Below are 12,454 nucleotides of genomic sequence, written 5' to 3'. Positions count from 1 at the left end.
GGCCGCCGGCCCGGAATGCGCCGCCATCGCGCGGCGTCGCATCGTCTAGCGGGGATTCCTTGCCGCGCCAAGCGCTTGCGGACGCGTGACAGGATTGGGCTTGCGAGGCGCGGCTGCCTCGGGGCGCGTCTTCACAGCGGGGAAGCGGGCGGCGAGCCTTAGCCCGATCACCGCGAACACGACGAACATCCACACCGGGTCGGCGCGCCGGAAGAAGAAGCTCTCGAGGAAGGCGTTCAGCGTGGTGAACAGCAGGATCATCATGAACAGGTCGCCGAGCAGCACGTTCTCCCGGTAGCGCGGGATGCGCAGGTAATCGACGACGGGGGTGATCAGGAACGCCCAGACGGCTACCCCGAGTCCGGGCAGGCCCATCTGGAGCGCGATGTCGAGATAGCCGTTGTGGCCGTGGACGATGGTGCGGATGTCCCAGTCGCGGTCGAAGGGCTGGCTCATCGATTCCAGCAGCGGTGTGCCCCAGAAGCTGTCGTAGCCGTAGCCGGCCCATGGGCGCCTCCTGATCATCTCGCCGGCGAAGTCCCACAGCGTGGTGCGGCCGGTATAGGTCATCTCCGGAAAGTTCCAGGTGACGAACTGCTTCAGCGGGTCGATGAAGACGATGCCCAGCGTCGCCACCGCGGTGCCGGCCATGACGATCCAGAACAGGGCCGCGGCGACCGGGCGGACGCCGAACAGGCCGGGCGCCGCAACGACGATCATCGCCACGGGCACGAGGCCGGCGGTCGTCTTGGAGCCGGTGTTGGCCATGAAGATGAAGGCCGAGACGAACAGGATCGCCCCCGCCCATTTGCGGCCGCGCCGGAAAAGATAGAGGCCGCAGAAGGACAGGCAGGCCATGACCGGGCCGGCGACGTTCTTGTGCGAGAACACGCCGCGCCACAGGCCGGCATGCTGGGGCTCCATCGACGCGGCCGTGTGCATGGCCTCGTTGGGGTAGAGTACCAAACCGATGTAGCTGATGCCCACGACTGTCAGCCCGGCGACCGAGATCACGGTGGAGAAGGCGTCGGCGTCGCGTGGGATGGCGAGCACGGTCGCCATCGCCAATATGCCGATGAGCGTGAAGGAGAACGCCCGCATGGCGGCGGACGGAACGGTGGCGTCCGCCACCGACAGCATGGCGAAGCACAGCATCAGCAGGAACGAGAAGCTGAAAAGCGCCGACACCACCCTGGGCGTGGAAAGGAAGAGCAGCGACAGGATGGAGATCGCGCCGAGAGAGCCGAAGCCGAGCTGGTTCACGACGTTGCCACCGGTCTCCGGCTCGCCGCCCCCCCCAGGCTGGAAGGGCGTGAACGAGATCATCAGCATCGCGAACAGGCCGGTGGCGACCACCGTCGGCAGATGCACCGAGTCGAACGGCGAAAAGACTGCCGGCCCGTCAGTTCTTCTCGGGCTGGCGGTACTGCTCATTGGCGTATCCGAACTCGGCCATTACGCGACCAGCGCCGATATACACCGGATAGAGGGCGATGGAAATCGATCCGGTCTTGCAGAGCTTGAGAAAACCGCGGAACGGCGAGGCTGCCAGCAGCAGCAGGCTTTTGACGAACACCTTGGTGTTGGCCAGCGGCGTGCCGGCGCGCTTCTTCTTCTCCACCAGCGTCGAGATCACCCCGTTGCGCAGGCTGCGCGCCCGAATCCAGTCAGCCTCGACCCGGCGCTCCGGCACGGTCTCGCGTATGATGGCCTCGTCGCACCAGGCGAGCTCGAAGCCACGCTGCTTGGTGCGGCTCAGGAAATCGGCGTCGCCGCCGCCCATGAAATTGAAGCGCAGGTCGAGATAGGGCGGCCCCATCGTATCCATGACCTTGCGGCTCAGCAGCATGTTTCCGGATGAATAGAGGATCGGCACCGGCCCGGTCTGCCGGTAGTGGGCCGAGAACACCGGATGCGCCGCCCATTTGTTGTGCTCCGGCCTGGCGAAGACCGGTATCTGAGGGCCGCCGACGACGTCGACGCCGAAGCGTTCGGCGGTGGCGCACATATTCTCGAGCCAGTCGGGGTCGGCAAGTTCGTCGTCGTCCACAACCAACGCATATTTGAAGTTGGGGAAATAGGTGATCGTGGTGAGGAAGCCGGCGTTGTAGGCGCAGCAATTGCCGCGATCGTGGGCGATGATCAGCATGCCCTGCAACAGGCCCTCGTCGAACCAGGATTTCGCGGCCGCCGCGCCTTCGCGCTTCTCGGCCTCGTTCTCCACCAGGACGACGGCAAAACGGCGCTTGGTCTTCTGGTTTCTCAGGGATTGCAGCGTGTCCAGGACCTGCTGCGGCCTGCGGAAGGTCGGCACGGTCACCACCGCCTCGATGGAATCGTGGTCGAGATTCGGCGAACTGGCCACGATGCTGATCGACGCATTCGCGGGTAGTGAGGCCATGGGATCTTCCTGATGATTGGTTATGCAATTTCGTAGTGCAGCGGCCTTAAGTGTCCGTTAAACACCTGAAACAGGACTACGCTATCGACGCCGCCTTGTCCTGCCATGCGACAGGTACTTAACATTCGGTTCATCGTGCCTTGTTAAGCGATGCCGGCTGGGGGTGTAATGCATCTGTTGTTCGCCACATCGATCATTCCGGACGGAACGCTGGGATCGGGATACGAGATCGCCAATGCCGCGATCATCGACGCTTTGCATCGCGCCGGCGTGCGCGTGACGGTCCTCGGCTTTGTCTGGCCCGGCCGGAAGCCGGCCGACCCCGACAACGCCATCGTCATGGGCGAGGTGGACGTGAAAACCGATGGCGCGCCGTTCCTGCGCAAGCTGCAATGGCTGGGCAAGGCCGTGCTGGCAGGCATGACATTTACGTCGGCCAAGCTGACGGTGGTAACGCGCGAGACGCTGCGGAACGCGGTCGACAAGGCAGGACCGTTCGACGCCTATGTGCTCAACGCGGCGACTCTTGCCGGCGCCTTTGACGGGCTCTTCGACGACAGGCCGACGCTATATGTGGCGCACAACGTCGAGTATCGCTCGGCCGAGGAGAATTCGGCTGCGGCGCGAGGAGCGTTGCAGAGGCTGATCTACCGGCGCGAAGCCCGGTTTCTGAAGGCGTTGGAAGAACGGCTCTGCCGCAAGGCGCGCTTCGTATTCACCTTGGCGGAAGAAGACAGCAAGGTTCTCGGAGTCGAAGGGCGATCGGCGGTGCTGCCGCTTGTGACGCGGTCGACGGCGCCTGTGGTGGCGCGTCCGCGGGCCGTCGAATACGATGCGGCGCTTATCGGCTCGTGGACATGGCAGCCTAACCGCATCGGCCTCGACTGGTTCCTCGACGACGTCGCGCCGCATCTCCCCGCCGACTTCACGGTCCGCATCGCCGGCACCGTGCCGTCTGGCCTGACGTCCGACCGGCCGAACATCCGTTTTGTGGGGCGCGTGCCGAGCGCCGAAGATTTCGTATTGAGGGCAAAGGTGATTCCACTTACCAGCCGTGCCGGCACAGGAGTCCAGCTGAAAACCATCGAGACGTTCGAACTGGGTCTGCCTTCCGTCGCAACGACGAGTTCGCTGCGCGGGATAGGCTACCGTCCGACGAATTGCATCGTCGCCGACGATCCGGTGGAATTCGCCGAGGCGCTGAAGCGGGCGGCGATCGGCGCCGCGGAGGACATTGACGGTGCGCAGTTCCATGACCGCCAGCGGCACGCGCTGGACGCCGCGATCAAACGCGGCCTCGCCACGGTCGGCTATCGCGAGAACGAGGCGGTGGCATGAACATGCATACCGGCCTGCCGCCGTCAGAAGCGGTCGTAACTTACGACATTCTGGGCATCGAGGCGGCTTCGCTTGGCTGGAAGGAAGCCATCGACCTGCTTTGCCGGCTGTTGGCTCAACGCTGCTTCATGCGCGTCGGATTCCTGAACGCCCATAACGCCAACCTCGCCACCGACGATCCGTCCTTCAAGGCGGCGTTGGCGGATTTCCTGATCCTGCCGGATGGCGTCGGTGTCGATATCGCAGCCAAACTGCTCTACGGGAAGATTTTCGCCGCCAACCTCAACGGCACCGACTTCATCCCTGCCTTTCTGGAAGCCCTGCCAGGCAGGGCGCGTGTCGGTTTGATCGGTGCGCGCCGGGAGAGCATCGATTCGGCTACCGAGGCCTTGAAGCGGATGGCGCCCGGACACGAGTTCATCGCCGTGCGCGACGGCTTCTTCACGGCGGATGAAGAGCCAGCGATTCTCCGGCAAATCGAGGAGCTCAACCTCGATATTCTGCTGGTGGCGATGGGTGTGCCGCGCCAGGAGAAATGGGTGGCGCACAAGATCGATTCACGCCATTGCACGCTGCCGATCGCTGTCGGCGCATTGTTCGACTTCTTGAGCGGCACCGTGCCGCGTGCGCCGATGTGGATGCGCCGCCTGCGGCTGGAGTGGTTGCACCGGCTGTCGCAGGAGCCGCGGCGTCTTTGGCGCCGCTATGTCATCGGCAATCCGCTGTTCATCTTGCGGGTGCTGCGGCAGAAGCTGTCGGGAGTTCAGCGGTGAACCGCCGGTTCGCCCCCGGCGAAGCGGAGACGGCTGGACGCGAGGCGGCTGGGACGAAAACGCGGTCGGCAATGATCACGCCGAGCTTCGGGCTCGATTTCGAGCGCTGCAGGCTGCTGTGCGAGACTGCCGATCGCCATGTCACTGGAATGGCTCATCATTATATCCTGGTGGAGGGTCGCGACGTCGCCCTGTTCAGGCAGTTGGAAACATCGAAGCGCACGGTGGTGGACGAACGCGACATATTACCGTCCTGGCTGCACGCTTTCGACGATCCGCTGAGCTGGTTCAAGCGGCGGATCTGGCTGAGTTTTCGCACGCGGCCGCTGCGCGGATGGCATGTGCAGCAGTTGCGCCGTATCGCGATTGCCGCGCATATCACTGAAAACGTTCTGGTTTTCTGCGATTCAGATGTGGCCTTCCTGCGACCTTTCGACTTCTCGGCGTTTCGCAGCGATGGCCGGACGCGGCTGTTCAGGCGGGATCATGCGCTGCGGGAGGAGGGGCTCGATGGGCATATCCTGCAGCGGATCTGGTCGACCAATGCCGGTAAGGTATTGGGATTGCAGAAGGAAGGCGATGTCGGCAACGATTACATCACGACGCTGATCTCATGGGACCGGGAGACTGTGGTGGCAATGTGCCGGCATATCGAAGCGGTCAACCATCGTCATTGGGTGTCGGCCATCGGCTCGGTGCGAAAGTTCTCCGAATGCCTGATCTATGGCCGCTACGTCGACGAAGTAATTGATAGCAAAGGCCATTTCCACGACTCGCAGGAATTCTGCAACGTATTGTGGTACGGAAAGCCGATGAGCGACGCTGAGTTCCATGCCTTCGTCGCCGGCATGTCCTCCGAGCAGGTTGCGATCTGCATGCAGTCCTTTATCGGCACCGATGTCGCGCGCATCCGCCGGCTGGTCATGTCGGCCTGAGCCTGCCGCGGGCCTGTCGAAACCCGTGAGGGTCGACGGCCCGGATACGCATCGACCGATAATCCCAGGCGTCGTCGGCATGCGGCGTCACCGCGTGCTATCCTGCCGCGGCAGCGCAGGAGCAATCGCTATGAACAAGGCCGGCCTGTCCGACATCTACCGGAACTACATCGCCTGCCTCAACGAGCAGGACTGGCCGGCGCTGGGACAGTTCGTCGACGACGAGGCGCGACACAACGGCCGGCGCCTTGGGCTGTCCGGTTATCGCCGGATGCTGGAGAAGGATTTTGAGCAGATCCCGGACCTGTATTTCGACATAGGGCTGCTGATTTGCGATCCGCCCCATGTGGCGAGCCGGCTGGAATTCGACTGTACGCCGAAAGGCAGCTTCCTCGGGCTCCCTGTGAATGGACGGAAAGTTTCGTTTGCCGAGAACGTATTCTACGAATTCCGGGGACGGAAAATTTGGGAGGTGTGGTCGATCGTGGATAAGGCAGCTATTGAAGCTCAGCTGTAGAGCTTGAGCCATCCCGCACCTTGTCTTCGGTGGCGACCGTTCACCGGTTGCCGCCGATGGACCGTGGAAACGCAAGGACATTGACGGCGAGGCGGATAGATCGCGATCCCGGCGCGTCCAGGCTCTGGTCCTAGATGCGTTTTGGCGGCATGCGCAACGCCGAATAGGTCAGTCCCGCCGAAACGAGGTAGAGGATCGCGAAGACCGCGTTGAGCGACCAGATCAGCTCCGCCGCTTCGGTCGTATGGGCCAGCAACACAGCGAGCAGGATGGCCTTGCTGGCCGCCAGCAGCCCCAGGTTGAGGGCGCGCACCGCCGTCTGGCCGCGTGCAAAGAGCAGTTCGGCCTGGTATTCGACGAGGTTGCGCGCGCCGGGTATGGCCAGCGCCAGGATCACCAGCCCGGCGGCCTGGGCGATGTTGCGGCCGAGCGCGTTGGGGAAGAAGTACAGCACCAGCGCCAGCGCGCACAAGGCAGCGGTCGACACCGCGAAGACGCCGGCCTCTATGCCGGCGCGCAGCCTGAGGCTGGACAGCATCGCCGGCGCCCGCATCATGCGCTGCACCAGCATCATGGTGAAGGTGCGGATAGGGATGGCGGTCAGGTCGACCAGCCGCATGATCACGGCATAGATGCCGGCGAGGTCCGCCCCGCCGATGGCCAGCACCACCAGCTTGTCGAACTCCATCTGCAGGTAGAACAGCACTTCGGCGCCCGCCACATAGAGCGAATCGGCAAGCCGCCGCCAGTACAGGCGCGGGCGGAATTTGAGGCGCTGGCGCGGATAGAAGAAGCCGAAGGCGAGCGCGAACACCGCCGCGTTGGCCGCGAGATAGTAGAGAGACCAGTTTGCCAGCGAGACGTCGGCCTGAAGCGTGAAGACGGCTGCCGCGCCGGCGCGCATCGCGGTGCCCAGGATGGTGAGCACCGAGGCCTTTCCGAAAGAACCGAGGCCGTTGTTGACGATGATCGCCAGTTCGACCGGCCGCCACAGCAGCGCCTCCGCGACGATCACCGCCGCGAACACCGGAAGCGGCATGAGCCCGCCGAAGAACAGCGCATGGGTGATCCACGCCGCCAGCGCCAATACCGGCAGCGACAGCACCGAGAGCAGGATGAACCCCCCGGTGAAGGTGCCGATGAGCCGCGGCCGGATCGTGGCGACGCGGTAGAGCGCCGATATGAAGCCGAAACTCAGGATGCGCGACAACATGACGCCGGCCGCCGACGCCGTTGCGAACACACCGAAGTCGGCCAGCGAAAGCGTGTTGGCGAGGAAGATGAAATAGGCGAGCGAGAACACCAGCCGCCCGCCCGCGCCGCTGACTGCAGCCATGTAGTCGCGCAGCAGGCCGCGGCGCTCGGAAAGGAGCGCCGTCAGTCGCGAAAACAGTGGTTTTCGCGAGGGAAGGGCAGGGTCGGCCATGATCGTGACATTAATTGCGAATGATTAATCCCGGGTTCCGGGCATCCGTGGAGCGATAACCAAAAGTTGTGCAATTTCATGCGCATCGCTATTTTGGGTTGTTCGGAATTAACGTTTTGTTTCCCATGTCGGTTTAGGGTGGCTTAACGGATCGATAACCCACACGTGCCGGCCGAGCGGAAAAAGCGCACTTCATGCTGCACCCCGACGACAATGACGCCGTAGAGCGAGAGCGGTCGCTGCTGTCGCTGGGCGACGCGTTGCGCAGCGAGCCGGCCGACGAATCGTCGCGGCTTGCCAGGGCCATCGCCGATGTCCGGGCCGGCAAGGACGATGCGGCCGCGCGGCATCGCTTGGCGCGTTCGCGCCGGAGCACACGCGAAACGCCGCTGCTCAGCGCGCTGAGGAATGCGCCGGACACGCCGGCGCCGCAATACCGGCCCGAGCCTGAACCCGAGGAAGCGGCGCTGCCGCCCGAAGCCGAGGAGCGGCCGGAGGCGCTTGCACCGTCCGGGCCGGTCGACCGGCCGTCGGACGCTGCCCCTCCGCTGCCCGATCCGCCCGCAGGCGAGGCTTTGGACGCCGGCCGCCCCGACGAACAGCCGCCGGCGCCGCCAAGGCCGGATCACAGGCAGGAAATCGCCGAGCCGGCGTTCGAACGGCGCGCGCCGGAGCGCCGCGCCGCCTATGCCGTTCCCGCCCAGGAGCGCGCGCGTGATGAAAATGGCGGGGTGTGGAATCCGCTGATCGATCCAGGCACCGTGGTTGCCGGCGTCATCCGCTCGAAATGGATCATCGCGGCGACGACGATCGCCGGCGCCCTGCTCGGCGTGCTGATCGCGCTGAGCACGCCGAAGAAATACGAATCCTCGACCGAGCTGGTCGCCGATCCGCGCGATCTCGCCATCGGCACGGAACTCACCCAGTCCGGCATCTCCAATGAGGCGACGATCGCCGTCATCGAGAATCAGGTCCGCTTCCTCACCTCGGGCACCGTCATCAGCAAGGTGGTCGAGCGGTTGCACCTCGCCGAGGATCCGGAGTTCAACGGGCAGGGACCGGCAACCGGGTTGAAAGGCCTGTTGTCGCCGGTTTTGTCCCTGTTCCGGGCCAAGGACGGCGAGGACGACCCCGGCAGGCGCTATGCGTTGGCCGCCATGAATCTCGGGCGCGCGCTGAGCGTCGAACGCGGCGGCAAGACCTTCGTGATCTCCATCAGCGCAACCACGCAGGAACCGGAGAAATCTAAGGAAATCGCCGCAACGATGGCCGAGGTGTTCATCCAGAGTTACGGCGATCTTCAATCGGGCAATGCCCGAAGGGCCGCGGGCGAGTTGTCATCCAAACTCGACGAACTGCGCAAGGGCGTCGAGGCGGCGGAGCGCAAGGTCGAAGCCTTCCGGTCGGAGAACGATCTCGTCGACGCTCAGGGCAGGCTGATCTCCGACGACGAGCTTCTCAAGCTGAACGAACAGCTTTCCATCGCGCGGGCACGCAAGATGGAGCTCAGCGCGCGAGCCGCCTCGACAAGAGGCGTCAGCGCCGATGCGGTGCTGACAGGCTCGTTGCCGGAGGATTTGTCGTCGCCGTCGATGCAGGAACTGCGCGCCCAGTACTCGGCGTTGCGTGGCGAATCCGACCGACTGGCGGTGCGGCTCGGGCCGCGACATCCGCAGCGCCTGGCGCTCGAAGCCCAGCTCAGCGGCGCCCGGGGCCTGATCGACGCCGAATTGAGGCGCATCGTCGCTTCGATCCAGACCGATCTCAAGCGGGCAGTGCAACTGGAACAGGAGTTGAACTCGCGCCTGGCGCAGCTCAAGGCCAGGCAGGGCAGCCTGAGCGAGAAGATGGTGACGCTGCGCGAACTGGAGCGCGATGCGACGGCGAAGCGCGCGGTCTACGAGGCCTATCTGCTGCGTGCCCGCGAGACCGGCGAGCAGGAGGGCCTCAACAGCGCCAACATCAACATCATCTCGCCGGCCTATCTGCCGCTGGAATCGAACCCGCCCTCGCGCAGCACCATCGCGCTTGCCGGAATGCTGCTCGGACTGATGGCCGGCATCGGCATCGGCGGCGTGCGCGGCACGCTGGAGAGCCTGCGCGACCGGGGGCGCGGCCGTGCGCCGAAGCTGGCGTGGAAGCTGCGGCGCAGGCCGGTGGCGACCATGTTCGACCAGGACGACGGCTTGGCCGCCGGCTACGATACTGCTGCCGACACCGTTGCCGACCGTCCGGCGGAACTCCGCGTGGAAGAGGGTCTTGAGCCTCCGCCGGAACCCGGCCCTTCCGATTCCCAATTCGCCTATTCGTCCGAAACCCCGAAGGACACGACAATGCAGCATCCGTTCAACATGCAGCCGCCGTTCGATCCCAACCAGCCGCAGGCGCCCACAGGCTATCCCTACGCCTCCGCCCCCGGTCACGCACAGCAGCCGATGCCGCCCGCCGGCTACGCGCCGCAGCAGCCGATGCAGCCTGCCGGTTATGCCGGGCAGCAGCAGCCTTCCGGTTTTGCACCGCAGCCGCCCTATTATCCGCAACAGCCGATGCAGCAGCCTGGCGGCGCGCAGCCATACGGCTACGCCCAGCCGGTCCCGCCCGCTGTCTATCAGCAGCCGATGCCGGGTTACTGGCAGCCGCAGTTCCAGGCGGCGCCGGGGCCGCATCCCTATGCCCAGCCGATGCCGGCCGGCATGTATCCGCCGCCCTACGCGCCCATGCCGCAGCACATCCAGCCGCAGCAGCCGATGACCATGCAGCAGCCGGTGAGCCCGCAGACGCAGCGGCCGATTGCCGAGAGCCTGCAGAATGCTCCGGCCGAGGAAACGCCGATCGAGGAGATCCGCGCCAGCCTGCGCGAATTCCGCGAAGCGATCCGCGAGCTTGCCGAGTCGCGCTCGCGCCGCCGCTATTTCTGAGACGCGAATTCCGGGGCAGTGACGGGTTTGCGGCACGGCGCGACGCTGTGGCAGGATTGCGCACCCGATTTTTGGTGACTATGCCGACCCGACAAGCGCGCCGGGGAGCAAATCATGGCTGACATCATCGACGGCAAGGCCGTGGCCGAGGACGTGGTTGCCAAGGTCAAGAGCCTTGCTGCCGAGCTCAAGGCCGGCAAGGGCATCGTGCCGGGGCTGGCCGTGGTGATCGTCGGCGAGGATCCGGCCAGCCAGGTCTACGTCTCCTCCAAGGGCAAGAAGGCCAAGGAATGCGGCTTTCATTCGGTCCAGCACACGCTGCCAGCCGAAACACAGGAAGCCGAACTGGTCTCGCTGATCGAGACGCTCAACGCCGATCCCGCGATCCACGGCATCCTCGTCCAACTGCCGCTGCCGGGGCACGTCGATGCCGGGCGCATCATCCAGACCATCTCGCCCGACAAGGATGTCGACGGCTTTAATTTCGTCAATGTCGGAAAACTCGGAACGGGCGAGCTGGAGACGGCCTTCGTTCCCTGCACGCCGGCCGGCTCGATGCTGCTGATCGAGCGCGTGCGCGGCAAGGACCTGTCCGGCCTCAACGCCGTGGTGGTCGGGCGCTCCAACATCGTCGGCAAGCCGATGGCCAATCTGCTGCTTGCCGCCAACTGCACGGTCACCATCGCCCACAGCCGCACCAAGGACCTCCCGGCGCTTGCGCGCACCGCCGACATTCTGGTGGCGGCGGTGGGCCGCCCCGAGATGATCAAGGGCGACTGGGTAAAACCCGGCGCAACCGTGATCGACGTCGGCATCAACCGCGTGCCTGCGCCGGAGAAGGGCGAAGGCAAGAGCCGGCTGGTCGGCGACGTCGCCTTTGCCGAAGCCGCCGCGAATGCCGGGGCGATCACCCCGGTGCCGGGTGGCGTCGGGCCGATGACGATTGCGCTGCTGATGGCCAACACGCTGGTGTCGGCGTATCTCAGGGCAGGGCTGGAAAGGCCAACATTTTGAAGCGAATAGGGAGTAGCGAATAGCGAATAGGGATTTTCGGACCCTTTCTTCCCTATTCCCTATTCCCTATTCCCTATTCCCTATTCGCTATTCGCTATTCGCTATTCGCTATTCGCTCTCTCGCCGCCTTGCGCCCTAAACACCTTTCTGTAGAACGTCGCTGATGATGGACGATGCGCAAACCGGCAGGCAGTTCGGCTTCCTGCTGGTCGACAAGTTCTCGATGTTCTCGCTCGCCGCGGCCATCGATGCCTTCCGCTCGGCCAACCGCCTGCTCGGCCGCGATTTCTACGGCTGGACCACGGTTTCGGCCGACGGGGACGCCGTCATGGCCTCCAACGGCCTGCCGCTGAAGATCGACTACAGCGTCGCCGACCTGCCGCCGGTCGACGTGCTGTTCGTCTGCGTCGGGCTGACCACCGAATTCCCCGGCAAGAGCAAGGTGTTGGGCGCGCTGCGCAGCCTCGGGCGGCGGGGTGCGGCGCTCGGCGCGCTTTCGGTCGGCTCCTACATCCTGGCCGAGGCCGGGCAACTGGAAGGCCACCGCTGCACCATCCACTGGGAAAACCGCGCCGGTTTCATGGAAAAATTCCCGGAGATCGACTGCACCGGCAATGTCTACGAGATCGACCGGAAACGCTACACTTGCGCCGGCGGCACCACCTCGATCGACCTGATGCTGGAGATCGTGCGCCGAGACCACGGCGTCAATATCGCCAACGGCGTCGCCAATCAGTTCCAGCACGAGCGTATCCGCTCTGCCGGCGACCGCCAGCGCGTCGGGCCGGAGCGCGACCTCACCGGCAAGTCGGAGAAGCTGAAGAAGATCGTCGAGTTGATGGCGGACAATCTCGACGAGCCGTTTTCCGCCGTGCAACTCGCCAAGTCGGCGGGCCTGTCAGTGCGGCAGGTCGAGCGCCTGTTCCTGCGCCACCTGACGGTCACGCCCGGGCGCTACTACATGCGGCTGAGATTGGAGCGGGCGCGCGAACTGCTGCGCCAGACCAACATGCCGATCCTCGACGTGGCGATCGCGACGGGGTTCACCTCGCATTCCTATTTCGCCCAGAGCTATAGACTGCAATTTGGTCGGCCGCCCAGCGAAGAGCGGCGGACGACGTATTGAGGCTGG

10 protein-coding genes are annotated in these 12,454 nt (G+C 64.8%); 7 read left to right on the top strand and 3 right to left on the bottom strand.

The window, feature by feature from the left end; genetic code table 11:
- Positions 1 to 45 precede the first annotated feature (45 nt).
- Entirely contained in the window at positions 46 to 1,434 is a 1,389-nt protein-coding gene (locus tag ACSBOB_RS26700; protein WP_442579076.1) for an O-antigen ligase family protein, read from the bottom strand.
- Complete coding sequence (locus ACSBOB_RS26695) at positions 1,403 to 2,401, bottom strand: glycosyltransferase family 2 protein (RefSeq protein ID WP_442579075.1); 999 nt, start codon at positions 2,399 to 2,401, stop codon at positions 1,403 to 1,405. The genes ACSBOB_RS26700 and ACSBOB_RS26695 overlap by 32 nt, the downstream gene beginning before the upstream one ends.
- A 168-nt stretch (positions 2,402 to 2,569) precedes the next feature.
- Here ACSBOB_RS26695 and ACSBOB_RS26690 point away from each other — a divergent pair, with 168 nt between their 5' ends.
- The 4 genes from ACSBOB_RS26690 to ACSBOB_RS26675 all read left to right on the top strand — a co-directional run bounded on the left by ACSBOB_RS26690 (position 2,570) and on the right by ACSBOB_RS26675 (position 5,964).
- Entirely contained in the window at positions 2,570 to 3,739 is a 1,170-nt protein-coding gene (locus ACSBOB_RS26690) for a glycosyltransferase (protein WP_442579074.1), read from the top strand.
- On the top strand, positions 3,736 to 4,512 hold the full coding sequence (locus tag ACSBOB_RS26685; RefSeq protein WP_442579073.1) for a WecB/TagA/CpsF family glycosyltransferase: 777 nt from the start codon (positions 3,736 to 3,738) through the stop codon (positions 4,510 to 4,512). The genes ACSBOB_RS26690 and ACSBOB_RS26685 overlap by 4 nt, the downstream gene beginning before the upstream one ends.
- Complete coding sequence (locus ACSBOB_RS26680; RefSeq protein ID WP_442583837.1) at positions 4,509 to 5,447, top strand: DUF6492 family protein; 939 nt, start codon at positions 4,509 to 4,511, stop codon at positions 5,445 to 5,447. Before ACSBOB_RS26685 ends, ACSBOB_RS26680 begins: the two co-directional genes overlap by 4 nt.
- A 130-nt stretch (positions 5,448 to 5,577) precedes the next feature.
- The gene (locus ACSBOB_RS26675) at positions 5,578 to 5,964 is read left to right on the top strand and encodes an ester cyclase (RefSeq protein WP_442579072.1); all 387 of its coding nucleotides are present in this window, start codon (positions 5,578 to 5,580) and stop codon (positions 5,962 to 5,964) included.
- A 130-nt stretch (positions 5,965 to 6,094) separates the two neighbouring features.
- Here the strand turns inward: ACSBOB_RS26675 and ACSBOB_RS26670 are convergent, their stop codons facing one another.
- A complete protein-coding gene (locus tag ACSBOB_RS26670) occupies positions 6,095 to 7,390 on the bottom strand; it encodes a lipopolysaccharide biosynthesis protein (RefSeq protein WP_442579071.1) in 1,296 nt (431 codons plus the stop codon).
- A gap of 194 nt (positions 7,391 to 7,584) precedes the next feature.
- On the opposite strand from ACSBOB_RS26670, the gene ACSBOB_RS26665 reads away from it, so the two are divergent.
- The 3 genes from ACSBOB_RS26665 to ACSBOB_RS26655 all read left to right on the top strand — a co-directional run bounded on the left by ACSBOB_RS26665 (position 7,585) and on the right by ACSBOB_RS26655 (position 12,448).
- Entirely contained in the window at positions 7,585 to 10,308 is a 2,724-nt protein-coding gene (locus ACSBOB_RS26665) for a Wzz/FepE/Etk N-terminal domain-containing protein (protein ID WP_442579070.1), read from the top strand.
- A 114-nt stretch (positions 10,309 to 10,422) separates the two neighbouring features.
- Positions 10,423 to 11,322, top strand: coding sequence for a bifunctional methylenetetrahydrofolate dehydrogenase/methenyltetrahydrofolate cyclohydrolase (locus tag ACSBOB_RS26660; protein WP_442579069.1), 900 nt, complete (start codon positions 10,423 to 10,425; stop codon positions 11,320 to 11,322).
- A 163-nt stretch (positions 11,323 to 11,485) separates the two neighbouring features.
- Positions 11,486 to 12,448, top strand: a complete 963-nt coding sequence (locus ACSBOB_RS26655) for a GlxA family transcriptional regulator (protein WP_442579068.1) — start codon at positions 11,486 to 11,488, stop codon at positions 12,446 to 12,448.
- The last annotated feature ends 6 nt before the right edge of the window (positions 12,449 to 12,454 follow it).

The sequence above is a fragment of the Mesorhizobium sp. KACC 23794 genome (assembly GCF_052180275.1).
Lineage (GTDB): Bacteria > Pseudomonadota > Alphaproteobacteria > Rhizobiales > Rhizobiaceae > Kumtagia.
Note: the sequence above shows the minus strand (reverse complement) of the source record. Positions and strands in the feature narration are given on the sequence as shown.